The sequence below is a fragment of the Polynucleobacter sp. AP-Sving-400A-A2 genome (assembly GCF_018688155.1).
Lineage (GTDB): Bacteria > Pseudomonadota > Gammaproteobacteria > Burkholderiales > Burkholderiaceae > Polynucleobacter.
Genome location: NZ_CP061312.1, coordinates 461828 through 485068, shown reverse-complemented (window position 1 = coordinate 485068; position 23241 = coordinate 461828). Strand labels below are relative to the sequence as shown.

23 protein-coding genes and 1 tRNA gene are annotated in these 23241 nt (G+C 44.6%); 17 read left to right on the top strand and 7 right to left on the bottom strand.

The annotated features are described in order from the left end of the window. Positions 1-108 precede the first annotated feature (108 nt). Positions 109-792, top strand: a complete 684-nt coding sequence (locus C2758_RS02620; protein ID WP_251369241.1) for a GntR family transcriptional regulator — start codon at positions 109-111, stop codon at positions 790-792. Beyond that, positions 789-3866 (top strand): FAD-binding and (Fe-S)-binding domain-containing protein, encoded by a 3078-nt coding sequence (locus tag C2758_RS02615; RefSeq protein WP_215329411.1) that lies wholly within the window; start codon positions 789-791, stop codon positions 3864-3866. Before C2758_RS02620 ends, C2758_RS02615 begins: the two co-directional genes overlap by 4 nt. Before the next feature lie 19 nt (positions 3867-3885). Here C2758_RS02615 and C2758_RS02610 read toward each other — a convergent pair whose 3' ends face one another. The 3 genes from C2758_RS02610 to queG are packed head-to-tail and all read right to left on the bottom strand — an operon-like array spanning position 3886 to position 6156. Next, positions 3886-4227, bottom strand: a complete 342-nt coding sequence (locus C2758_RS02610) for an AzlD domain-containing protein (protein WP_251369240.1) — start codon at positions 4225-4227, stop codon at positions 3886-3888. A 17-nt stretch (positions 4228-4244) separates the two neighbouring features. After that, positions 4245-5030, bottom strand: coding sequence for an AzlC family ABC transporter permease (locus tag C2758_RS02605; protein WP_215329407.1), 786 nt, complete (start codon positions 5028-5030; stop codon positions 4245-4247). A 22-nt stretch (positions 5031-5052) separates the two neighbouring features. Next, positions 5053-6156 carry a tRNA epoxyqueuosine(34) reductase QueG gene (gene queG, locus C2758_RS02600; protein ID WP_215329405.1) on the bottom strand — a complete coding sequence of 368 codons (1104 nt, stop codon included), beginning with the start codon at positions 6154-6156 and terminating at the stop codon, positions 5053-5055. A 43-nt stretch (positions 6157-6199) separates the two neighbouring features. Between queG and tsaE the strand changes: the two genes are divergently transcribed. The 4 genes from tsaE to C2758_RS02580 all read left to right on the top strand — a co-directional run bounded on the left by tsaE (position 6200) and on the right by C2758_RS02580 (position 9212). Further along, the gene (gene tsaE, locus C2758_RS02595; RefSeq protein ID WP_215329403.1) at positions 6200-6709 is read left to right on the top strand and encodes a tRNA (adenosine(37)-N6)-threonylcarbamoyltransferase complex ATPase subunit type 1 TsaE; all 510 of its coding nucleotides are present in this window, start codon (positions 6200-6202) and stop codon (positions 6707-6709) included. Between the two features lie 5 nt (positions 6710-6714). Further along, positions 6715-8052, top strand: coding sequence for an N-acetylmuramoyl-L-alanine amidase (locus C2758_RS02590; RefSeq protein WP_215329400.1), 1338 nt, complete (start codon positions 6715-6717; stop codon positions 8050-8052). Positions 8053-8138: 86 nt separating this feature from the next. Next, positions 8139-8214, top strand: a tRNA-Lys gene (locus tag C2758_RS02585). A gap of 293 nt (positions 8215-8507) precedes the next feature. After that, positions 8508-9212: an FkbM family methyltransferase gene (locus tag C2758_RS02580; RefSeq protein WP_215329398.1), complete on the top strand. Its 705-nt coding sequence runs from the start codon at positions 8508-8510 to the stop codon at positions 9210-9212. On the opposite strand, the gene C2758_RS02575 is transcribed toward C2758_RS02580, so the two are convergent. The 3 genes from C2758_RS02575 to C2758_RS02565 all read right to left on the bottom strand — a co-directional run bounded on the left by C2758_RS02575 (position 9205) and on the right by C2758_RS02565 (position 13055). Further along, positions 9205-10653, bottom strand: a complete 1449-nt coding sequence (locus C2758_RS02575; protein ID WP_215329396.1) for a hypothetical protein — start codon at positions 10651-10653, stop codon at positions 9205-9207. The genes C2758_RS02580 and C2758_RS02575 overlap by 8 nt on opposite strands. Before the next feature lie 175 nt (positions 10654-10828). Beyond that, on the bottom strand, positions 10829-12073 hold the full coding sequence (locus C2758_RS02570) for an integrase family protein (protein WP_215329394.1): 1245 nt from the start codon (positions 12071-12073) through the stop codon (positions 10829-10831). Positions 12074-12416: 343 nt separating this feature from the next. After that, complete coding sequence (locus C2758_RS02565; protein WP_215329392.1) at positions 12417-13055, bottom strand: NYN domain-containing protein; 639 nt, start codon at positions 13053-13055, stop codon at positions 12417-12419. A gap of 454 nt (positions 13056-13509) precedes the next feature. Here C2758_RS02565 and C2758_RS02560 point away from each other — a divergent pair, with 454 nt between their 5' ends. Genes C2758_RS02560 through C2758_RS02550 form a run of 3 tightly spaced genes read left to right on the top strand, consistent with a single transcriptional unit; the run spans position 13510 to position 14324 of the window. Then, on the top strand, positions 13510-13800 hold the full coding sequence (locus tag C2758_RS02560) for a hypothetical protein (protein WP_215329390.1): 291 nt from the start codon (positions 13510-13512) through the stop codon (positions 13798-13800). Continuing rightward, positions 13778-14107 (top strand): hypothetical protein, encoded by a 330-nt coding sequence (locus C2758_RS02555; protein WP_215329388.1) that lies wholly within the window; start codon positions 13778-13780, stop codon positions 14105-14107. The genes C2758_RS02560 and C2758_RS02555 overlap by 23 nt, the downstream gene beginning before the upstream one ends. Further along, entirely contained in the window at positions 14094-14324 is a 231-nt protein-coding gene (locus C2758_RS02550) for a hypothetical protein (RefSeq protein ID WP_251369239.1), read from the top strand. Before C2758_RS02555 ends, C2758_RS02550 begins: the two co-directional genes overlap by 14 nt. A gap of 116 nt (positions 14325-14440) precedes the next feature. Here C2758_RS02550 and C2758_RS02545 read toward each other — a convergent pair whose 3' ends face one another. Further along, positions 14441-14866, bottom strand: coding sequence for a PAS domain S-box protein (locus tag C2758_RS02545; RefSeq protein WP_215329386.1), 426 nt, complete (start codon positions 14864-14866; stop codon positions 14441-14443). A gap of 243 nt (positions 14867-15109) precedes the next feature. Between C2758_RS02545 and C2758_RS02540 the strand changes: the two genes are divergently transcribed. The 8 genes from C2758_RS02540 to egtD all read left to right on the top strand — a co-directional run bounded on the left by C2758_RS02540 (position 15110) and on the right by egtD (position 23241). Continuing rightward, on the top strand, positions 15110-16537 hold the full coding sequence (locus C2758_RS02540; protein ID WP_215329384.1) for a glycine betaine ABC transporter substrate-binding protein: 1428 nt from the start codon (positions 15110-15112) through the stop codon (positions 16535-16537). A gap of 137 nt (positions 16538-16674) precedes the next feature. Further along, on the top strand, positions 16675-17826 hold the full coding sequence (locus C2758_RS02535) for an SUMF1/EgtB/PvdO family nonheme iron enzyme (RefSeq protein ID WP_215329375.1): 1152 nt from the start codon (positions 16675-16677) through the stop codon (positions 17824-17826). A 60-nt stretch (positions 17827-17886) separates the two neighbouring features. Beyond that, positions 17887-18933 (top strand): selenide, water dikinase SelD, encoded by a 1047-nt coding sequence (gene selD / locus C2758_RS02530; RefSeq protein WP_215329363.1) that lies wholly within the window; start codon positions 17887-17889, stop codon positions 18931-18933. A 61-nt stretch (positions 18934-18994) separates the two neighbouring features. Continuing rightward, on the top strand, positions 18995-19861 hold the full coding sequence (locus C2758_RS02525) for a putative selenate ABC transporter substrate-binding protein (protein WP_371817712.1): 867 nt from the start codon (positions 18995-18997) through the stop codon (positions 19859-19861). Positions 19862-19865: 4 nt separating this feature from the next. Beyond that, positions 19866-20645: a phosphonate ABC transporter ATP-binding protein gene (locus tag C2758_RS02520; RefSeq protein ID WP_215329359.1), complete on the top strand. Its 780-nt coding sequence runs from the start codon at positions 19866-19868 to the stop codon at positions 20643-20645. After that, entirely contained in the window at positions 20645-21472 is an 828-nt protein-coding gene (locus tag C2758_RS02515) for an ABC transporter permease (protein ID WP_215329357.1), read from the top strand. Before C2758_RS02520 ends, C2758_RS02515 begins: the two co-directional genes overlap by 1 nt. Continuing rightward, positions 21469-22275 (top strand): phosphonate ABC transporter, permease protein PhnE, encoded by an 807-nt coding sequence (gene phnE, locus C2758_RS02510; protein WP_251369238.1) that lies wholly within the window; start codon positions 21469-21471, stop codon positions 22273-22275. Before C2758_RS02515 ends, phnE begins: the two co-directional genes overlap by 4 nt. A gap of 36 nt (positions 22276-22311) precedes the next feature. Further along, positions 22312-23241 (top strand): L-histidine N(alpha)-methyltransferase, encoded by a 930-nt coding sequence (egtD, locus tag C2758_RS02505; protein ID WP_215329355.1) that lies wholly within the window; start codon positions 22312-22314, stop codon positions 23239-23241.

Here is a 23241-nt window from a genome sequence, read left to right as displayed (position 1 = left end):
TGTATGCAAAATAATTTATAAATAATCAAAAAAATAAGCTAATTAAGGCATTATTTATGCTTATAGATGCGTTATAGTGATTATGTATACAAATTTAAGGCATTTCAAATGATGCTCCCAACACCAGCAAATACGCAAAACTTGCATGAAGCGATTTTTCTTAAGCTCAGGGCTTTATTGGTAGAGGGCGCCATTACGCCGGGAAGTAAGCTCAATGAACGCGAGCTAGCAGAGCAGCTCAACGTTTCACGCACCCCTATCCGTGAGGCGATTCGACGTCTGGCCGCCGATGGACTGGTTGAATTGATCGCTAACCGTGGTGCCATTGCCGTTCAACTGAGCAGAGACGACATCATTCACACCTTTGATGTGATTGCCAATTTAGAAGGCTTCTCAGGAGAGCTGGCAGCACAAAATATTAGTGATCAAACACTAATTGAACTTGAAGCACTCCAATACGAAATGATGGCCTCGTATGCCCGCAGAGATTTATCTAGCTACTATCGACTTAATCTCAAGATTCACCAAGCCATTAATCACGCAGCGAACAATCCTGTCCTCAGCCAACTATTTAGCCAAGTGAATGCTCGCATTGAAGCACTTCGCTTTCGCTCTAATCAGGATGGCGTCAAGTGGGAAAAAGCCGTCGAGGAACATCAAGAAATGTTAGACGCATTAAAGGCTCGCGATAGCGTGCGGATGCGTAAAGTCATGATGCAGCACGTCATGAATAAGCGTGATGTTGTTATTCAATTAGTTGACTCAGAATCTCAAGAGAAGGTTGTAGCATGAACAAGCCAGTTGATTTGCCATTGCCAGAATTCGTTGCCAATAAGGCAGAACTTGCTAAACGCCTGAAACAAGAAACCTCTGGCGAGGTCATGACGGATATAGCTAGTCGCGGCCGCTATGCAACCGATGCATCGATCTACCAAGCTATGCCAGTTGCTGTCTTTATTCCTAAAACAGCTGAGGACATTGCGACGGCAATTCAGATTGCAGCCGACTTAGGTATTCCAGTTCTACCGCGTGGTGGAGGCACAAGTCAGTGTGGGCAAACTACTGGCACATCACTCGTTATTGATAACACTAAATACTTTCGCAAACTTCTGCATGCAGATCCAGTCAAGGCTACAGCAATTGTTGAGCCCGGCATTGTGCTTGATCACCTTAACGCTGCACTTAAGCCGCATGGCCTTTGGTACCCAGTAGACGTTTCTACCGGGGGGCAAGCAACTATTGGTGGCATGGCAGGTAACAACTCATGTGGCAGTCGATCAATCGCCTATGGCAACATGGTGCACAACGTTTTAGGTATTGATGCCTGGTTAGCAAACGGCCAAGTAGCAAGCTTTGGAAATTACGCCCACAGTTCTGGTGCTGCAAAACAATTAGGTGACTTTGTGAAAGGTCTTGCTAATACATTGCAACCCGAGATCGAAGCACATTTCCCCAAAGTATTACGTCGTGTAGCGGGCTACAACCTTGATGTATTCCATCCACAAAGCGAGCTTCCCTACACCCAAGATGGCAGCGTCAACTTGTCGCACCTATTGGTAGGTAGCGAGGGTACGTTGGCCTACTTCAAATCCCTTGAGCTAAAGTTGGCACCATTACCGCAACACAAAGTACTAGGAGTAGTGAACTTTGCGAGCTTCTTCAAGGCAATGGACAGTGCGCAGCACATTGTTAAGCTTGGACCCACTGCCGTTGAGTTAGTCGATCGCACCATGATTGACTTGGCCCGCCACAATCCTAGCTTTAAGAAAACTATTGAGACCGCACTGATTGATGCTAACGCTCAAACGCCTGAGGCTATCTTATTAGTAGAGTTTTCAGGGGAAGCGCATGCACCCTTACTTGAAAAAATACAGTCTTTGCAAAGCTTAATGGGTGACCTTGGTCTACCAGGCTCGGTAGTTGCGATGCCTGATGCCAGCCTCCAAAAGAATTTATGGGAAGTGCGTAAAGCTGGCCTCAATATCATGATGAGCCTGAAGGGTGATGGCAAGCCAGTCAGCTTTATTGAGGATTGCGCAGTTCCATTGGAGAGTCTTGCTGAATATACTCAAGCACTCACCGATGTATTTTCCAAGTATGGCTCACGTGGTACTTGGTATGCACATGCTTCTGTCGGCACCCTCCATGTCCGCCCTATTTTAGATATGCGTCGTGATGGTGCGCAAAAGATGCGTGCGGTTGCAGAAGAGGCATCTGCCTTGGTTCGCAAGTACAAAGGCGCCTATAGCGGTGAGCATGGCGATGGTCTTTGCCGTGGCGAGTGGATCTCCTGGCAATTTGGTCCGAAGATTACGCAAGCCCTCGCTGAAATCAAGCATGCTTTTGATCCTAAGGGATTGTTTAACCCTGGCAAGATCGTTAACCCACCCAAGATGGATGATGCGAGTAACTTCCGCTTTCCACCGAGCTATAAAGTCATTCCACTGCAACCAGCCTTAGATTGGTCTGCCTGGAATGTACAGAATAATCCCGTGACTGAAGAGACCAGTGCACCAGGCACCGGTGGCGATCCTGCGATGGGCTTCGCTAAAGCAGTTGAGATGTGTAATAACAATGGTCATTGCCGTAAGTTTGATGCGGAAGTCATGTGTCCAAGCTATCGAGTGACTCGTGATGAAAAACACCTCACCCGCGGTCGCGCCAATACCTTACGCCTAGCTCTTTCCAATCAACTGGATATTAAGGATGGTAGTTCACCCCTTGGTAGTGATGCCATTAAAGAAGTGATGGAGCTCTGCGTCAGCTGTAAAGCTTGTCGCCGCGAATGCCCTACTGGCGTTGATATGGCAAAGATGAAGATCGAGTTTTTATCTGCTTTTAAGAAGCGGACTGGTCATACGATGCGCGATCTTGCAGTTGCCTATTTACCTAAATATGCACCCATGATTAGCAGCATTCCGGGTTTACCTGCGCTCCTTAATCTACGGAACCACATTGCACCGATTGCTAAATTACAAGAATGGGTCATGGGTATTTCTGCACAAAGAAGTCTGCCGACCTGGAAAGCAAAAACCTTCTGGAATAGTCCAAATGTAGTTGCGCCGCATCAATTTACGCCCACAGAACTGAGCAAAGTAGATACAAATGGTAATAAGGGAGTGGTGTTATTGGCCGATACCTTTAATGCCTACTTTGAGGATGAGAACTTACGTGCAGCTCTACAAGTTTTACAAGCTGCTGGCTATCGCGTTCACATTCCCCAAAAGACTAAAACCGAAACTAAGAGTGCTAATACCTGCTCTAAAGAATTTTGCTGTGGTCGCACTTACCTAGCGGCTGGCATGGTCGATAAAGCTAAAGCAAGCCTAGATGAATTAGTTAATCATCTAGCCCCTTATGCAGAAAAAGATATTCCGATTATTGGTTTAGAGCCTTCCTGTCTTTTCACACTAAAGGATGAAGCATTAGTGATGGGCTTTGGTGAACGGGCAATTACTGTCAGTAAGCATGCACAACTCTTAGAAGAATTTTTAGCAAGTGAGGCCAAGGCGGGCAAACTCAAACTGTCACTGAAAACGGCAACGCGCCCAGTGTTGTTTCATGGTCATTGTCATCAAAAAGCATTTGCTGCTGTGACGCCTGCAATGGAACTGCTGAAACTCATTCCGAATGCAGAGCCTAAGCTAATTGAGTCCTCTTGTTGCGGTATGGCTGGTAGTTTTGGTTACGAGGCTGAGCACATTGAAGTATCTAAGCAAATGGCAGAAGCCAGCCTCTTACCTATGATTCGTAAAGCACCAGATAGTTGGGTGGTTGCAGATGGTACTAGCTGTCGCCACCAGATTGCCGATGGTACTCAAAGAGACGCTGTACATATTGCCAAGATCTTGGCAGCCCATCTCTAAAACAAGGCGTCAATACGAGTTAACGAATAACGCCGTAACCTACCATGAGCAGGGTCCCAGTCAACAAGGCTGGGACTAATCTTTTGGCGGGATTAGATACCATCACGCCAATCGCTAAAGCACAAATCAAAATACGCACCCATAAGGGGACGGTTGCCATTAAACCTAGTGGCATGACGATCAAGCGTATTGTGAGTGCAGCCACCATGGCGTAAGTTACGGCAGCTAACCAACGAAAGATTTCGCTCTCTTGATTAATACTCTGCGAGAGGAATACCCCGATCGCACGACAGAAATAAGTGCCTAGACAAGCTCCAACTAAAGCGATCCAAAGACCCCAACCGGAAAGAGATTCGCTCATTTGATTTATGGCCTCCATTAACCAAGTACTCCCGCTTTTTTGCGCAAGAACTTTCGATCAATGTAGTAGGCAATAGTTCCAGCTACTAAACCAGAGCTTAATAAGCTTGTATCGTGATCCACTATAAAAAAGATTGGGCCAAAGATGCAACCCAACAATAGGGCAATTCGATTGATCCAAGGCTTCACCTCTGTGAAGGTCAGCAAGAAGAATAGTGGATTAATAAAAACCAGCCCCAAAGTCACTGCTCCCGGCACCATCCCTGCCAAGTAAAAACCTAAAATTGTTGCAGGAACGGAGATTAGCCAGCACAGCAAACCTAAACCAACAAAGTAACTTAAGCGATGTCTAGCCTCAATCGCATGAAACTCTCGCATCGAAATCGCCCAGGCAGTCATCGCCAGCAAATGTACCGAAGCATAGAGACTGCGATTGCGATTACTTTGATGAAACTGCGGAAAGAGTGTCACCGTCATAGTAATGAAGCGTGTAGAGGTAAGGGTCACCGCTAAGGCAATTGCCAGAACAGATGAGCCGGTAATCGCCATCTCAAATAGAACAACCTGTCCTGGTAAAGCGAACATGAAAAACGAAGTAGAGGTGGTAAACCACACATCAAAGCCATTGGTTTTACCCATCGCTCCAAAACCCACCATGCCGGCAAACAGTACCGCTGCAGGTGCACCAGCTGCATCTCGAATGCCGGACCAAAACGCATCACGCGGGTTTTTAAAGCGTTGAACCGCAGCCTCTGCTAGCGGGATTTCGCTAGGATGTATATGGGGCTGCTGAAAGGATGACATGCCTTGATTGTAAGGCTTGTAGTTATGTTGATTGACCCAAAGCCCACTGAATATGCTCTGCCACCAAGGAGTCTGCACTCCACAGCGCTGCACTTAGGGCATGACGGATAGCATCCTGGTCTAATCCGCTAGCCATGGCGTTACCCAGAGCTACGGCGAGATTGCGACGCCAGCGGCTATAGCCAATCCGACGAATGGCGCTACCCTCATGGCGTTTCTCAAATTCATCTTCAGTCCAAGACCAAAGCTGCAAGAGACTCGCCTTCCCAAGACCATGGCGCTCAGCAAAGTCTGGCAGGGTTGTACGTTGCGCAAATTTGTTCCAAGGACAAATCAACTGGCAATCATCGCATCCGTAAACACGATTACCCATCGCTCTTCGAAACTCCACCGGAATAGCATCTGGATTTTCAATCGTTAAATACGAAATACAGCGTCGTGCATCTAATTGGTAGGGCGTGGTAATGGCTTGCGTGGGACAAATGTCTATACAAGACTGACAAGTTCCGCAATGCGACTCCTGCTCTTGATCCACTAGCAAAGGAACATCCACCAGGATTTCACCCAAAAAGAAGGTAGATCCAGATTCACGATTGAGCAGCAAAGTATGTTTGCCTCGCCAACCTAATCCTGCTTTACGAGCTAACTCCACTTCCATTAATGGAGCTGAATCTGTAAATACACGATAGCCAAATGTTCCAATCTGTTTCTCAATCAACTGTGCAAACTCTTGCAAACGATTGCGCATCACCTTGTGATAGTCACGTCCTCGGGCATATACCGACACTACAGCTTGGCTTGGATCAGCTAAACGTTGCCACTCGCCATCAAAATCAATTTTAGGAGAGAGGTAATTCATAGTGACGCAAATGACTCTGACCGTGCCCGGAACCAAGAGGGCTGGGTCAGATCGTAACTGAGCATGCCTGGCCATGTACTCCATCTGACCGTGTCGCCCTTCTGCAAGCCAATCATTTAGACGCTCAGTTGCGGCACCAAGATGCGTGTCGGTAATGCGCAAGTCATCAAAACCTAGTTTTCGAGACTGCTCACCCAGCCATTCACGCAGATTGGCATGGTCAATGGAGGCATAGTCAACAGTGCTGGGTATTTGGGAAGAAGTCATCAGGAATACAGAATGTAGCTTAATAATTGAATAAACTAGGCAAATGGCTCAGAATTCATTTACTAAACATTGTATGCAAGAAGCAGATACGACTGCTTTAGCGCAAAAGCTGGCCTCAAGCCTTGGCCATCTTTTTCAAGCTGATCAAAGTGCTCACCTCAATATATCTCTAGCGGGCGATCTTGGGGCTGGCAAGACTACCTTTGCCCGCCATCTCATTCAAGGCTTGGGGTATGGGGGTCGGGTGAAGAGTCCAACCTATACCTTATGTGAACCCTATTCACTCATCATTCATAGCAAGACTCTGGTGATGAATCACTTTGATCTCTATCGCATGCGAGATCCTTTGGAATGGCAAGAGGCTGGCTTTGCAGAGCATTTTGATGAGCCTGGATTCTGTTTAGTGGAGTGGCCAGAAAAAGCCGAAGGCACGCTCCCTGCTTTTGATATTGAAATTCATCTGATAGCTGGTACAGATGAAAATGAAAGAAATATTACCTTCCAAGCAAACACAAATCAGGGAATGATTATTTTCGAGAAGATGCGCATCTAATAGAAATGAGTAAGCTGCCCATTAATTTCTCCAGAAGAAAGCATCTCAAAACTTCAGTAAAGATGCTGGGCTTTATTCTCTTTTTCAGTGAGGCAGAGATTGCTTGGGGAGCCAAAATTCTGGGTGTGCGTATTTGGCCGGCAGAAGACTACACGCGCATTACCCTCGAGTCCGATAAAGCGCTGCCAATTACTCAGCAACTACTCACCAACCCCGATCGCTTAGTAGTGGATGTTCAAGGCATGGAACTCAATTCCACTCTGAAAGATTTAGTCGCTAAAGTGAAGTCGAATGATCCCTATGTCTCGCAAATTCGGGTGGGGCAGTTTCAACCCGGTATGGTGCGCTTGGTCTTTGATCTCAAGGAGCCAGTAAAGCCACAGCTTTTTACACTGGATCCTATTGCGGAATATCAATACCGTATGGTGCTCGATCTCTATCCTGCTACACCACCAGATCCCTTAATGGAATTGGTCAAGAGTAGTGCCCGCAAAGAAAGTGCTCTAGAAAAAGCCAATGAAGAAATTGATCTGATTGCGCAGTTCGCCACCAAGAAAGAAAAGGATGCTCCCAAGGCTCCAGTAGCGCAAGCCATTCCAGATGTAAAGGAAGCTTCTGCAAAAACAAAACATAAGCGCCTTATCACCATTGCAATTGATGCAGGCCATGGTGGAGAGGATCCAGGCGCTATTGGTACCATGGGGTCCAAAGAAAAACATGTAGTGCTCTCCATTGCTAAACGCCTACGCGATAAAATCGAGAGTGATCCCTACATGCGCCCATTCCTCACGCGAGATGGCGATTACTTTGTGCCCCTGCACACGAGAGTACAAAAAGCACGCCGCGTTGAAGCGGATTTGTTTGTCTCCATTCATGCGGATGCCTTTATCGAACCGAGAGCAAAAGGTGCCTCGGTCTTTGCCCTATCTCAAATGGGTGCTAGCAGCACAACAGCACGTTGGATGGCTAATAAAGAAAATGCATCCGATCTCATTGGTGGCATCAACATCAAAACACAAGACAAGCAGGTGGCTAACCTATTACTTGATATGTCTACCACTGCCCAGATCAAAGACTCACTTCAAGTGGGTACTTCCATCCTCAAGCAAATCAGTGGATTTGCTCCCTTACACAAACCAAAAGTTGAGCAAGCCAGCTTTGCTGTTCTGAGGGCCCCGGATATTCCATCTATCTTGGTAGAGACTGCCTTTATCAGCAACCCACAGGAAGAGGCACGCCTCAATGACGATGCTTACCAGGATCGTATTGCTGAAGCGATTATGAGAGGAATTAAGGACTATTTCTCTAAAAACCCACCCGTTGCCAGACGCGCAAACGCATAGCGCTCTTGTAAGTACAGGGGCTTTAAGGCAGACGCCTACAGACTCGGGAGCACCCATAAACTTCTTGCTATAATCTTCTTTTTACTGGGTCGGTAGCTCAGTCGGTAGAGCAGCGGACTTTTAATCCGTTGGTCGCGAGTTCGAATCTCGCCCGACCCACCAAGATGTATAAGGCTTTAAAGGCGAAATGCTTTTGAAGCCTTTTTTCTTTTCTAGCTTCAGACTACCTATAGACTACAGATGGAAGTGCCACTGCACTGCATTTCAATCGCCAAGAGAAGTCCACTTAAAAACAATCAGTGGAGATTAAATGCAAGAAATACCTATGATTTACTATTCAGGCATTAAGACATGGGGGGGTGGGTCTTTAGCCAATAAAGAACTCAACGGTGCCACTTAAGTACATAAAAGGTTATTTATTAGAAATGTAATTAAAATATGAGACTAATAAATATATGGAATCTCCAGTGAGAAAATACATCAATAAATTTCTAGCAAGTAGGGGTTACGAGTTCAGCAAAATTGGAAGAACAATCTATTTTTTAGACAGGCTTGTTAAAAAACAAGGTGAAATAAGTTTTATACAGGTGGGTGCAAACGATGGAATCAGCTTCGATAACATCTATCCTTTTTTTAAGAGTCACAAATGTAAGGGTCTCTTAATTGAGCCTTTGCCATACTTTTTTGACAGACTAAAACTCAACTACGCTGACTCACCAAACATCGTTCCTTTGAATATTGCCTTGCACCCTACAGCAGAAAAATTTGATATTTATTCAGTCAACCCAAAAGAGTTGCATAAATATCCTCATTGGGTATCAGGCATTGCATCTTTTAACAAAGAGCATCTAGTTAAAAATAGCGTTAAAGAGAGCGACCTAGTCGCTGTGCCAGTGGCTTGCAAACCTCTATCGAAATTGATTGAAGAGCATGAACTTCTAGAGCTTGATTACTTACAAATCGATACCGAAGGCTTTGATGATGAAATCATTAAGATGATTGACTTTAGCCAAGTAAAACCCAAGCTAATTAAGTTTGAATCTGTACATTTAAGTTCGGAAAAGAAATTATCTACTGTCAATCTACTAAAGTCTCAGGGCTATAAGATAATTGACGAAAGAAGAGATATGGTTGCTCTTTTAGAGCGATTCTTTAACTAAATCTCCCAACTTTTGAGTCTGCTAGTTTGATTTTAACTTTGCTTGACCAGCCATTAGAGTCAGTCCACTTAGCATTTAAATTTCCATATTGACCAGCCTTCTGAAGTACTACTTGCATTGACGACCTTAGAATCTCCTCAATTACGGCTTGCTTATCTTCTGGCACTAAATATTCTTCATGTATTGGAATAAGGGGTAAATCAATGGCGTCAGCAAATTTCAATACTTGATGTGTTACCGCCCCGTCAAAACCCTGAAGCTGCAATCCAATTCCAGAACCAACGGCATCTACAAAATCAGGGTGCATTAGCTTAAAGTTGCCAATAAACTTTTTGACCTCATCATCATCTTTAAATATTGGACTTCCCCAACGCTTCTTTTTACCCCTATAGGTCTCAATCTCAACTTCGCTAGTAATGCCATCAATCCACCAATTTGTATTTCTAAGAGATTTAATTGCTTCAGTTTCAGTATTTGCATTAAAAAGAGTGTTCACCGCCTTCTTACGAATATCCCTATTTAGATGGTCAAATCCTGCGACCTGATAGACATCCTCATTATGGCTACTGAACAATCCATCCTCAGACTCTTTATCCTTAAATATTCTCAGAATTAACATTGGATGGCACTGGGTAATATCTAAACTGCCGACTGACTTGCCATCAATGGTGATGCTATTTCTGACAGTTTTAGGCTTATTCTGAAAGTTGCAATACCACCTACCGCCATGAGCAAAATCTTCGGTAAATTGACGGGTTAAAAGCAGCTCAATTGGGTCAATTTCAGAGTCGTCAGCCCAGCAAGTTTTATGTCTTCTCAAACGCTCTAAATGAGCTTGTATAAGGCTTTGATGCTCTTTGTAGGGCTTTGAGCTATAAAAGCTCTCAGGCTCTTCTATGACCTGTTTATCAGCGTTCTTACGCAGTACACAAGGTAAGTCAGGGTTAATAGTTATATCTTCCTTTGTAAGGCTTCTCAGCAGTGTTTTGAATGTATCTGTCGATGTGTAAATGGCTGAGAAACCAATCTCATTCTTAGCTAAATATGGAGGTATTGCACCCTTAACCTCTTTAACCCATTTCAACCCTCTCATGCAGTTGAATAAGTCTAGGGTTCTGTTAGTCATCCAAACTTGCTTACGCTTACCTTTGCTGAAATGCTCAGCTTTAGTAGTGAATCGAAATGCGCCTTCATGCATCCAAATTGACGCTATGAGCTTCTTAGAATCTCTGGGGTACTTTTCTTTATTCCTTATCTGTAGTCTAGTTTTGGCAAACTCCTTATAAAGCAAATCTGCTGCTGCATATACCTCTGGATGGTCTGAGTATCTCCTAATCTGAAGGAATTCACTATCCTTAAACTCAGCTTCCCTATACCCCTGAAGAGTCCCTGCAGAAGGCTTCTTAGAGATATTAGAAGATAAAGACTTAGGTTTATTCATTAAGGGCTATCGTGAGCAGATTCAGAGCAAATAAAGACAATAAATACTGCATACAGCTTATCAATAAATCCTTGTATTTCAAGGTCATCAGAGTAAATAAATCACAAAAAAATACCGTTAAAGAAACATCATCAGATGGTACTTTATCGCCTCTCTTCCCAAGCTATTAGATTTATTACTTATCCAAAACCAAGTCATATGGCTCTTCAAATAATCCGTTCTGAATGTCATCAAGAATTCTTTTGAGCCTTAAATGCGTATTTTGGACATAACCAGCAGTTACACCCTTCTTGGCATGATTTAGAACTGCACCAATTGCATTAATGTCATAACCCAACTCATTGGCAACAGTTGCAACAGTTCTTCTTAAGTCATGAGCAGTGAATTCGAATCCAATTGACTCAGACAGCCTCTGAAAGGTTCTGCTTGCCGTCGAGGGCTTAGAGGCATCTAAAGGGCTTGGAAAAACATAAATACCTATAGGACTGAGTTCAGCTCTTCGTGACAACATAGCCTTAATAGCGTTTGTCATGGGTAGCGAATGATTACTGCCATTCTTGGTGTTAAGAGCAGTAAAAATCTCCTTTTTAAAATTAACATCAGACCATCTCATACTAAGAGCTTCATCTAGCCTTAATCCCGTATGAATTAAAAGCCATACCAAGTCGACATCATCATCCTTTAGGCTGCCTTGATATTGCCCATGCATCGAATCTGTCAGCACTTCACATAAAGCATTTCTCTCGCTAGAATCTAAAAATCGTTCCTTTGCCACCAATACTTTTCTGAGCTTCTTTGCCTTAAGAATTAAACAAGGATTGCCTTTTGGTAGCAATTTCTCATCACCAGCATCATCTTGTGAGTAGCTACTAAAGATAGCACCCAAATAACGAAAAGCTCGTTGAGCCTCACCTAAGCCGACCTCGTTGACATACTCTTTTATTCTAAGACCCTGCTTTTTCCTTTTTGCATCTCGCCTAACCTTCAAAACCCGAACATCTTCTTTAATTTTTATAAACCTAGCTTGGCACTCCTCCTTAGTGATACTTGCTAGAGGTCTTTGAAGCCAATCTCCAAACCTTCTATTTAATGTAGATATGGCATCACTTCTAGTTTTAGATTTCCACGAAGCAATTTTCGAGTACTGTTCAATCGCTTTGCCCAGCGTTAAGGCTCTTGCTTTTTCAACCTGTTTCTTCTGTTGATGAAGTTGGTTGGGGTTGACTCCCTCCGCTAATAGAGCAAGAATGACTTTAGCCTTTTGTCTTGCTTGCTGAGCAGTAAATAAGCTGGTCTTACCTATGGTGCAGCTAATTGGGTTGCCGCCCTTTTGACGAGCTTTGACCACCCAAACATCTCCTGTATCTCTAATGCGCTTATAAAGCCCAGACAATGTCTTATCTTTTACCCACTCTTGCATATACCCCTCCAGACTACGAGCAGACTACAGACTACACTCAGACTACAATAAATTCAATGCAATAATTATTGATTTACTCAGCATTTATATAGTTAATAGGGTATTTTAGTAATAACAACATAGCTGATAACAAGACTTTTAATCCGTTGGTCGCGAGTTCGAATCTCGCCCGACCCACCAGTACATAAGGGACTTCAGAAATGAAGTCCCTTTTCTTTTTATCAAATGGAATATGTTGAAAACTACTTGGATCAATTAGACCGCAATCAAGGGTTATGTGAGGCTCTGAGTGAGGCTAGGCGCTCAATACACGCCACTTAAAAATGAGCGGGAACGTGAATTTTTACCAGCTCTTTGGCTTAGTAATCTCAGTATTTGGTATGGCATCAGGCAAAAGACTTTGCTCTAAGGCCCACTGCCGAATTGGAATGAAGAAATTAGCATATTTCTTTAGCTGCCATGAGGGCTTCCGCTTGGGCGCACCAGGAGTTATGAGGCCAATGACTTTCTTATGCTGTTCTTTAACTAGCTGCAAAGCCATCGCCAAGTCAGAGTCATTTGAAACAATTACAGCACAATCATAAGCATTAGCCCAAGCATCATTTAAGACATGCAAAGCCAAGTTAACATCAGAACCTTTTTCTTCGGTCTTAAAAATTTCAATTTTATTTGGTGGCGGATTAGCATTCTCAGCAAATACCTTATGACGCAAGAAATGCCCAAAATGAGTTTCAACTTCTGGGCAATATGCTTCCAACGCTCGAAAGTAAGTATCTTGACGAATATTGACTTGTGGGTCACGCTCAGTTGGCTGCACCCGAGCTGTAAAGTATTTGATCTTTACTAGCTGATTTTCTTCACCCAAGACCGCCTTGAAGAGCTTCGTTAAATTCAGCCACTTATGACGACTATCTTTTAATTGCCCATAGTAGAAATTGAAACCATCAATATAGACAATAGTTCTTAATTTAAATTTGGCCACTCAAAACCCTCTTTAGAAAAAGCAAGGGCCTCCGAAGAGGCCCTGCACCTGACAGTCGAAACCATCAGGGTAGTAGTCATGCAATGATAGTGCTAATTAGCGTCCAAAACAATACATCTTAGGGTTTTTAATCATTGATACAACGGTATCTATAAATCCAATTCAATCGCACACTCAAACGCACACTTCTTTTGGGCACTTGCTATGCATTGATTTATATAGGGTTTTGAAGAGCCACGACTTCTTTTAATCCGTTGGTCGCGAGTTCGAATCTCGCCCGACCCACCAGAAACACAAAGCCCTTGAATGAAATTTCAGGGGCTTTTTCTTTTGCATAATCAAGCTAAGACCATACTTCAAGCCAGAATATACGATTACATTACTCCAGATAAGGATAATTTTCAGAATTATCATGCTATAATGCGTTAATGCAGCATGAATACAGGAGAATGCCATGGGCGCAGTAATAGATCATCAAGTTATTAAATCTATTGGATCCAGCGGACAAATTTCACTTGGCAAGGAGTATGCCGGCCGCCAAGTGCTAGTTGAAAACCCTGAACCAGGAGTTTGGGTGATTCGTACCGCCACCGTTATTCCAGATAATGAAAAGTGGATGCACAAGCCTACTGTTAAAAAAGATTTAACTACCGCCCTAGCCTGGGCACAAAAGACACCTGCAAAAGCTACCGATCTTTCTAAACTAAAAATGGCAAAAACGCATGGTTCGAAACGCAAAGCCTGAGCATTTAGTAGAGCTAGACCTCAATAGCCCTATTTTTCAATTAGCCTGGGAAGAGCTAGAGTTAACGGAGCAAGAAAAAGCTTTTGCTACTTTTGAAAAAATTACCCAACTAACCTGGAACCAGGTCTACCGTGATAAGGGTTTGAAATGGGAAAAGATTCATAGCATTCCAGCACCCAATGGAATCGATGTCCTGTACTCCTTTAGGGTCAGTAAATCAATTCGAGGAATTGGCTTTAGAGAGGATCATTTTCTACGCGTCTTATTAATTCAACCGGATCATGATGCAGCGTATGGAAAAAAATAATCCCATAAAAAAATCTTTTGTGTTGGCTCCAAGCAAAGACATCCGTAATTCATCAGATCCTGATATTGCCGGATCCTACTACGCTATGCAACGTGCTAGACAAGCTGCAATAGACCTGGCAATTCAAACCAATACTGCAATCGTAACTACCGTTGATGGCAAGATTGTTCGGATCACAGCTGCTGAACTGATTAAACAGCGCCAACTTAGCGCCTGAGTGCCGTTGGTCGCGAGTTCGAAAACGCAGTTTCGACTAAGTCAATCTCGCCCGACCCACCAGAAACACAAAGCCCTTGAATGAAAGTTCAGGGGCTTTTTCTTTAGGTTGGTCTCTTAATCACTGCTATCATAAGCTGCTAGCCTTGCCTTTAATTGGCGCTCCTCCTGAAACCGCTCAGTCTCATCGCGAATGATTGCGGCTATTGCAATAGCTTGCTTTTGCTCATCAAACAACATACTTACCGAGAATGCAATTGAAATAGAGTGTCCATCTTTATGAACTGCAGGAACTCTCAGTAAAGTATGTCCATACTTCGTTTGTCCGGTTTGAATGGTGTGAAAGTAGCCTTTCGAGTGACGCTCTCTAAAGCGCTCAGGCGTGATGATGCTGAGTGTTTTACCTAGAGCTTCATCTGCACTGAACCCAAAAATCCGCTCAGCAGATGCATTCCAAAATAAGATATTTTCATCTCGATCAGAAATAATGACTGCCTCACCCAGTTGTGTGACGAGCGCTTTGAAATCTAAGTCGACTGACATATAAATAGTCTTTGCTATTGGCTTGTATCAATACCAATGTAACAGTAAATGCCACCCTTAAGTGGCATAACTAAAAACTAGCTAGCCAGCCAGGCAAAATTAGTCAAAGGCTTTTATGATGGGATCTTGCGTTCTTGACAAGGTCAATCTCACTTGTATTTCAGTAAATCTATTTTTCCTTTGTGGACGAAGCTCAGCTTGTGTATTGGAGTGGCTATCAGCTGCTCTGTATTGGCGCAGCCTATGGAAAGAAATACCGTAGTTGGCTCGAAGCGTTTTACAGAAAGCTACGTACTCGGGGAACTGGTTAATCAAACATTACGGGATGCTGGCGTGCAAGCCACCCATCGACAAGGGCTTGGTAATACTGCGATTGTTGCTCAAGCACTGACAACGGGTCAGATTGATGTTTACCCAGAATACACCGGCACCATTCTGCGAGAAATCCTAAAACGCCCAGAAACACAAGCATCACTGAGTGAGCTCAATGCCTGGCTTAAGCCTAAGGGCCTAAAAGTAGCGATACCACTTGGGTTCAACAACACCTATGCACTTGCTATGAGAGAAGAGCAAGCGAGAGCATTAGGGGTGAAGCGTATTAGTGATGTTGCAAACCTAAGCACTGCCCAGCAAGCTTCTTTGCGAATCGCCTTATCTCCAGAATTTAAGACGCGGGCTGATGGGTGGTCAGCACTTGTTAAAAATTATGGTTTAACAATACAGCCAACGAAAGTGTTAGAGCATGGCTTAGCCTACGATGCTTTGGCACGAGGCGATGCCGATATTGTGGACGCCTACTCCACTGATGCAGCGATTGCCCTAAAAGATCTGGTTCTATTGGAAGATGATAGGAAGGCATTTCCACGCTACGATGCCGTTCTGTTAATGCGCTCTGATTTTGATGAAAAATCCTTACAAAGCTTAGAGGGAAAATTAGATGAAGCCACTATGGCCAAGCTCAATGGACTAGCTGAGTCAGGCATGAGTTTTGAAAAAGTGGTGAATGTATTTTTAAAGACAAGTACAAACGATCAACAAAGCCCTACCCAGCTCTCTAGGTTTTTTAAGTTACTCCTTGGTCCAGATTTTTTTACCGCCCTACGTGATCATGTTCTGCTGGTAGCGATCTCCTCAACCATGGCCCTGCTCGTCGGAATCCTTTTAGGCATTCTGGCATACCGACGACCCCGATATGCAGCTTGGATTTTAGGTGCTACCGGTATTTTGCAGACCATCCCTTCACTTGCACTGCTGACGATATTGATTGCTCTACTAGATCAAATAGGGGCTGTACCAGCGGTTTTAGCCTTATTTTTATATGGCCTACTGCCCATTGTGAATGCGACCCATATCAGCTTGATAGAAGTTCCATCGAATCTAAAAGAAGCAGCGCTAGCCCTTGGTTGCAATGAATGGCAATTGCTCATTTCGATCGAGCTTCCATTTGCTCGGCCCGTCATCATGACGGGTTTAGCATCGGCAACGGTAATTGGAGTTGGTACTTGCACCCTAGCGGCGCTGGTAGGTGCCGGCGGATTTGGTGATCGCATAGTAGCTGGGCTGGCCGTAAACGACCACGCACTCATGCTTGCTGGAGCTATACCAGCCGCCATGCTGGCTCTGCTTGCTCAAATCATTCTGACGCCGAAACGTAGATTAAAAAATATCTAATATTTATCTAGGCATGGGAACAAATTGTAGAAAAGGAGTCTGCAAATAGCTCCCTTAACTGACATACTGAAGTCTTATTGGTGGTCTTCTATACTGCAATCACTCAACTCAATAGAAGATTTTTCCCAAAATACTGTATGTCTGAATCTTTAAGCCAGGACTACCTTCTTTATGCTCCACATCCACCTGCGTCAACCTTGGCACAGTGGCTAGACGAAAGCAACCGTATCACCCGTCAAATTCTGAGCCATATTTCGGCAGCGGATCAGATAGTTCCTCAGCTCAATATTCTCAATCCCCCACTGTGGGAATTGGGTCACCTAACCTGGTTTCATGAATTCTGGGTTCATCGCGATGGCCAAGAGAGTAAGCCATCATTCATGAAGAACGCGGATTACTTGTTTAATTCTTCAGAGATGGCGCATCAAGATCGTTGGTCCACGCCAATGCCATCCTTAGATAGCCTGCTGGATTACAACCACAGCGTCATTGAAAGAACTCAAGACTTACTACGCACACCAATTGACAATAAAGCGGCTTACTTTATCCAGCTAGCGATCCTGCACCAGGATATGCACAATGAGGCATTTGCCTATATGTGGCAGACCATGGGGCGCTCTATGCCTTTTACGCCTTTCACTAGTACGAGTAAGTTTGAAGCTAAAGCACAAACCTGGATTCATTTTCCAGAATCGACGATTCAAGCCGGCTCCCAGCAGGGCTCCGGCTTTGTTTTTGATAATGAGAAGTGGGCTCACTCTATTGACCTACCCGCATTTAATATTGCAAGTACACCGGTCACCAATGGCAACTATCTCGAGTTTTTGCAATCGCCAGATAATCTTACCCAGTCCACACCTGTAGCGCTACCCTCTCACTGGAAACAGGAAGGAGATGTTTGGCTGGAGCGAGTCTTTAATCAATGGCTACCCTTCAATCACGAATCGGCTGTTCGTCACATCAACTACTTAGATGCTCAGCGTTTTTGTGATCACCATCAAGTACGCCTACCTAACGAACATGAGCTGAGCCTGCTCCTGTCGCAAAACGAGGGGGTTTGGCAATCATCTAATTTATGGGAATGGACTAGCAGCACTTTTGCACCCTTCCCAGGATTTAGTGCCGATCCCTATGTTGACTATTCACAACCCTGGTTTGATGGCAGCTATCAGGTACTGAAGGGTAGCAGTTGTTTTACCCCCGAGCGCTTGAAAAGAGTGGCATTTCGTAACTTTTATCAAGGCCAGAGAAGTGATCATTTTTGCGGCTTTCGTACGTGTTTACTCTAAATTGAGTAAGCTCATGATGTTGCAGTAACCACCACTTTTTATTTGAATTGTTAATACTTTATGACTACACCTTATAACGGTCGCCTTACCTCTTTATCTCATGGTGGAGGCTGTGGCTGCAAGATTGCACCCGGCGTCTTAAGTGACATCCTCAAGGCATCCCCGATGCGCAATTTACCCGCTGCTTTATTAGCAGGATCTGATAACAACGAAGACGCTGCCGTTTATCAAATTAATGAAAATCAGGCGATCGTTGCGACGACGGATTTCTTTATGCCAATCGTGGATGATCCATTTGAGTTTGGCCGCATTGCTGCAACTAATGCTATTTCTGATATCTACGCAATGGGTGCTCAACCTCTTTTTGCACTGGCACTATTGGGTATGCCAATTCAAGTATTGCCTTTAGAAGTTATCCAGCAAGTGACTGCTGGTGGCGAATCGGTTTGTAATGATGCCGGCATTATGATTGCCGGTGGTCACTCGATTGATACGGTAGAGCCAATTTATGGTCTCGTTGCCATTGGAATAGTTGACCCAAAAAAATTGAAACGTAACAGTGGTGCTCAAGCAGGAGATAGCATCATCCTCAGCAAGCCGTTGGGTGTAGGCATTCTTTCTGCAGCACTCAAGAAAGAAGTTCTCTCTGATGCAGGCTATAAAGAGATGATTGCTCTCACCACTAAGCTGAACAAGCCTGGTGTTGCACTCTCCCAGCTAGATGGCGTACATGCCTTAACCGATGTCACGGGCTTTGGCTTGGCAGGGCATTTGCTAGAGATGGCAAGAGGCTCTAATTTAATGGCACAGATCCATTGGGATGCCATTCCAGTTGTGCAGGAAGCGATTGAGCACGTCAAAGCAGATATCTTTACCGGCGCATCTACACGCAATTGGGCTGGCTACGGGAAAGAAATTCAGCTCGCAGGCAACCTAGGACTTTGGCAACAAAATGTACTTACTGACCCCCAAACCAGCGGTGGCTTACTGATTTCTTGTGCACCAGAGCAAGAAGCGGAAGTCCTCTCAATCCTAAATTTAGGCGGCTTTGCTAGCGCTCAGAAAATCGGTCAGTTTGAAGCAGGCACAGGCTTATCTGTTAATTAACTCTCTACCCCTCAATTCGAAATTACTAACATAGGAAGATATTTTTATGAAATTAATCAAAATGAATACACTGAAGCACCTCATTGGAGCATTGCTTGCTTTTGGCATTGCCGCTAGCGCAAGCACTCCCGTCCTAGCGCAAGAGGTGCTACGCATATCCGCAATTCCAGATGAAGCGCCAACAGAGTTACAGCGTAAGTTCAAGCCCTTGGGCGAGTATCTTTCAAAAGAAACTGGCATGAAAGTAGAGTTCACGCCGGTCACCGACTACGCTGCAGTAGTGGAGGCCTTGGCAACCAAGAAGATTGACATGGCTTGGCTAGGTGGCTTTACTTATGTACAGACCAAAATTAGAACCAATGGCACAGCCAATCCAATTATTCAACGAGTCGAAGATGAGAAATTCACAAGTGTTTTCATTGTTCCAGCGGATAGTTCATTAAAAACATTAGGCGAACTCAAGGGCAAGACCATTGCATTTGGCTCACCGTCCTCAACGTCAGGACACCTTATGCCGCGCTATTTCTTAATGCAAGCTGGCATCAACCCAGATAAGGATTTTAAAAATATTGCTTTTTCTGGTGCACATGATGCGACAGTCGCTTTTGTGGCCAGTGGTAAGGCAGATGTTGGCGCGCTCAATGCCTCAGTTTGGGTAAAGCTCAATGAAGCAAAAAATCCGAATGCAGTGAAGTCAAAAGTACTCTCTACAACACCGCCTTACTTTGATTACAACTGGACTGTTCGCGGAGATCTCGACCCAGTAACAGTAAAGAAAATCACTGAGGCATTTTTAAAGTTAGATGCTAACAATCCGAACCATAAAGAAATCATGGATCTTCAGCGTGCCAGTAAATATGTCACCACTAAATCATCGAACTACGATGACATCGAAAAAGCAGCTCGCTCTGCTGGGTTGATTAAGTAGTCTCGTGGGATTTTCCTTACAGCGGCTGAGCTTTGAGCACAGCAACGGAACGCCAGCACTCAGTCAAGTTTCATTGGAGGCTCAGGCTGGCGAGTGCATCGCCGTGATTGGCCCATCAGGCTCTGGCAAGACCACGTTCTTAAATATCTTAGCTACCGCTCTGAAGCCCTCGCTCGGGACCGCTGAGGTACTTGGAGAGAGTCCCTGGAAACTCTCTAAGTCATCACTCAGGCGCTTACGCTCAACAATTGGCTTAGTACATCAAGCACCCCCAATTCCACTAAGACAAAGAGTGATCACTGCCATTCTGGCTGGGCGACTGGGACAGTGGCCACTCTGGAAATCCATTCTGTCATTGATTTACCCGGTAGATATTGCGGGCCCACAATCGTGTTTGGAACGTCTAGACTTGACCGATAAGCTGTTTGATCATTGCGACTGCCTTTCTGGTGGTCAGTTACAACGGGTTGGGGTTGCCAGAGTCATGTATCAAGCACCACAGCTCATCTTGGCTGATGAACCAGTATCAGCTATGGACCCGGTTCTCTCCGACCTGACGATTAGCGTGCTGATTGACGAAGCGAAAAAGCGGAACGCCACCCTTGTCGCTAGTCTTCATGCAGTCGACATTGCCCTACGGTGGTTTCCACGCATCATTGGTATTCGGGATGGTCAAATCATTTTTGATTTACCCTCAAGCGAGGTCAGCGAACAAATCTTAAGAGAGTTGTATGCATCAGAGCTTGGAGGACTTCCAATTCAAGCCAGTAGCACTGTCTCATAATGCAAACATCTACTATCTCTAGAGATCCCGCAACACCCTATCGCTTCATGGGCTTGCTACTTGCCATCGCCATTCTTTGGCCCATGCTGCAACTCGCTCAATTTGAGCCCACACTTTTAGTCGACCCAAAGAATATTCAAGTCATGGGTGACTTTTTAGTACAGTTTTTTCCACCCAATATTGAAGCAACATTTTTATCGTTTGTACTTAAAGCTACCGTAGAGACTTTAGCTATGGCTACCGCCGGAATTGCTTTGGCGATGGTGATTGCAGTACCGCTCGGTCTCATCATTTCTTATAGCCTCTCGATTTCACGAATTGGCCCCACATCTGATCATCAGTTTGCCCAAGCTATTCGGTTTCTGGCGCGCTCCCTCATGCTGGTACTGCGCGGCATTCCAGAGATTGTGTGGGCCCTCTTATTAGTCAGGGTATTTGGCCTAGGTGCTATTGCAGGTGTTTTAGCTATCGCAATTACCTATGGCGGCATGCTCGCCAAAGTCTATTCAGAAATTTTAGAGTCTGGCAATACGCTACCTGCTCGCGCCCTCATCTTATCTGGCAGTAGTCGTACAGAGGCATTTTTATATGGCTTACTGCCAGGCTCAGCGCAAGAGCTTGCGTCTTATACAGTCTATCGCTGGGAGTGTGCTGTGCGAGCCTCTGTGGTGATGGGTTTTGTCGGTGCGGGCGGATTAGGTCAGCTGATGGATCAGTCCATGAAAATGCTCAATGGTGGAGAAGTCTCAACCATCCTGGTGGTTTTTTTGGGTCTCGTATTGCTAGCTGACTACATCAGTTTGATCATTCGGAAGCAGTTGGCATGAGCACCCCAATGAATATTCAACCTGCTCGTCAATTTTGTCTTAAGTGCCTCTTAACGCTCTTAATCATATTTGGATTGACGATTGCTAGCTTTGCTTACCTTTCGCTCAACCCAGCCGATCTCTTCACACTTGAAGCATTGCGTAATATGGCGCAGTTTATTAGGCGATTTTTTCCGCCTGATCTCAGCGCGGATTTCTTAGAAAAAATTTGGCAAGGTACTTTACAAACACTCGCAATTTCTGCTCTAGCAACCCTCATTGCAGCCACCTTAAGTCTCGGACTTTCACTTCCGGTGTCAGGCAGATTTGGTCCAACTGCAAAAGGACTCACACGCTTTATTTGCAACTTCTTACGATCTGTCCCCGAATTAGTTTGGGCGGCTCTCATGGTGCTGGCTGTTGGCCTTGGGCCATTTGCAGGAACTTTAGCTTTAACGCTACATACCACCGGGGTTTTAGGAAGACTATTTGGCGAAAGCTTAGAAAATCATCCCGCGACCCCTAGTAACGCTCTCATGCTCAGCGGCTCAGGGAGAGTGACTAGCTTTTTATATGGCACACTCCCCGGAATCGCCCCTCAATTACTTTCATACAGCCTGTATCGCTGGGAAATGAATATCCGCATGGCAACGATATTGGGCTTTGTGGGTGCAGGCGGATTGGGGCAGATGCTGTATTACGAACTCTCCTTGCTCCGAGAGGCACAAGCATCCACCGTCATCATGGCAATGCTGCTCTTAGTTGTCTTCGTGGATATGGTTAGCAATAAACTACGTCGTATTCAGATGCACAACCAGGGCTAAGTTGCCCACTAATTCATCTCATAGATAATCAATCAAATGAAACACACACTGGCTCAAGAATTACTAGTTAGCCTTACTGCAAATACACCATCAATATCGCCAAAGTTTTTTTATGATGATGTCGGCTCACATCTTTTTGATGTGATTACGCTTCTCGAGGAATACTATCCAACTCGTACAGAGAAATGGATTATGGATACCTATCGGCATGAGATTGCTGATGCAGTTGCACATTGTGACGTTTTAGTAGATCTAGGCGCCGGTAATTGCGCTAAAGGCAGTCAACTTTTTAATAGTATTGCGCCAAAACAATATAGAGCACTCGATATTTCAAAAAAATATTTAGAAGCCGCTGTTGCCGATCTACAAAAGCAGTTTCCTCAAATTAAGATGTCAGCCCACGCTATTGATCTGAGCTTGCCGCTAGCCTTTCCTGAGCTACAAGCACTTCGCAAAGTATTTTTCTACCCAGGCTCCTCAATCGGTAACTTTGATCCCGAAAAAGCGGATCAGTTTTTTATGAATCTTGCCCACGAATGTCATGGGAATGGCGGACTCTTAATTGGCGTCGATCTAGTCAAAGATACTGAAACCCTGCGCCTCGCTTACAACGATTCCCTGGGAGTCACTGCCGCATTTAATTTAAATTCCCTGCTCAATGTCAATCGACTCGTAGGCAGCAATTTTGAACTTCAGGATTGGGAGCACTATGCTTTTTATAACGCCTCCCAGTCCCGTATTGAGATGCATCTGCGAGCACGCTCTGATGTGCAAGTCATTCTGCCCGGCAATGGAAGCGAAGATCACCTTATCTCTTTTAAGGCAGGAGATTTAATTCATACTGAGAATAGCTACAAATACACTCAAGAAAATTTTGTAGAAAAACTTCGTCACACTGGATTCACTGAGATCCACTGCTGGACCGATCCAAATCAGCACTTTTTAGTTTGCTTTGCAAATTCCTAA

Coding starts and splice junctions, on each gene's coding strand:
- C2758_RS02620 (WP_251369241.1), top strand. CDS start 109: ATGATGCTCCCAACACCAGCAAATACGCAAAACTTGCATGAAGCGATT.
- C2758_RS02615 (WP_215329411.1), top strand. CDS start 789: ATGAACAAGCCAGTTGATTTGCCATTGCCAGAATTCGTTGCCAATAAG.
- C2758_RS02610 (WP_251369240.1), bottom strand. CDS start 4,227: ATGAGCGAATCTCTTTCCGGTTGGGGTCTTTGGATCGCTTTAGTTGGA.
- C2758_RS02605 (WP_215329407.1), bottom strand. CDS start 5,030: ATGTCATCCTTTCAGCAGCCCCATATACATCCTAGCGAAATCCCGCTA.
- queG (WP_215329405.1), bottom strand. CDS start 6,156: ATGACTTCTTCCCAAATACCCAGCACTGTTGACTATGCCTCCATTGAC.
- tsaE (WP_215329403.1), top strand. CDS start 6,200: ATGGCTCAGAATTCATTTACTAAACATTGTATGCAAGAAGCAGATACG.
- C2758_RS02590 (WP_215329400.1), top strand. CDS start 6,715: ATGAGTAAGCTGCCCATTAATTTCTCCAGAAGAAAGCATCTCAAAACT.
- C2758_RS02580 (WP_215329398.1), top strand. CDS start 8,508: ATGGAATCTCCAGTGAGAAAATACATCAATAAATTTCTAGCAAGTAGG.
- C2758_RS02575 (WP_215329396.1), bottom strand. CDS start 10,653: ATGAATAAACCTAAGTCTTTATCTTCTAATATCTCTAAGAAGCCTTCT.
- C2758_RS02570 (WP_215329394.1), bottom strand. CDS start 12,073: ATGCAAGAGTGGGTAAAAGATAAGACATTGTCTGGGCTTTATAAGCGC.
- C2758_RS02560 (WP_215329390.1), top strand. CDS start 13,510: ATGGGCGCAGTAATAGATCATCAAGTTATTAAATCTATTGGATCCAGC.
- C2758_RS02555 (WP_215329388.1), top strand. CDS start 13,778: ATGGTTCGAAACGCAAAGCCTGAGCATTTAGTAGAGCTAGACCTCAAT.
- C2758_RS02550 (WP_251369239.1), top strand. CDS start 14,094: ATGGAAAAAAATAATCCCATAAAAAAATCTTTTGTGTTGGCTCCAAGC.
- C2758_RS02545 (WP_215329386.1), bottom strand. CDS start 14,866: ATGTCAGTCGACTTAGATTTCAAAGCGCTCGTCACACAACTGGGTGAG.
- C2758_RS02540 (WP_215329384.1), top strand. CDS start 15,110: ATGGAAAGAAATACCGTAGTTGGCTCGAAGCGTTTTACAGAAAGCTAC.
- C2758_RS02535 (WP_215329375.1), top strand. CDS start 16,675: ATGTCTGAATCTTTAAGCCAGGACTACCTTCTTTATGCTCCACATCCA.
- selD (WP_215329363.1), top strand. CDS start 17,887: ATGACTACACCTTATAACGGTCGCCTTACCTCTTTATCTCATGGTGGA.
- C2758_RS02525 (WP_371817712.1), top strand. CDS start 18,995: ATGAATACACTGAAGCACCTCATTGGAGCATTGCTTGCTTTTGGCATT.
- C2758_RS02515 (WP_215329357.1), top strand. CDS start 20,645: ATGCAAACATCTACTATCTCTAGAGATCCCGCAACACCCTATCGCTTC.
- phnE (WP_251369238.1), top strand. CDS start 21,469: ATGAGCACCCCAATGAATATTCAACCTGCTCGTCAATTTTGTCTTAAG.
- egtD (WP_215329355.1), top strand. CDS start 22,312: ATGAAACACACACTGGCTCAAGAATTACTAGTTAGCCTTACTGCAAAT.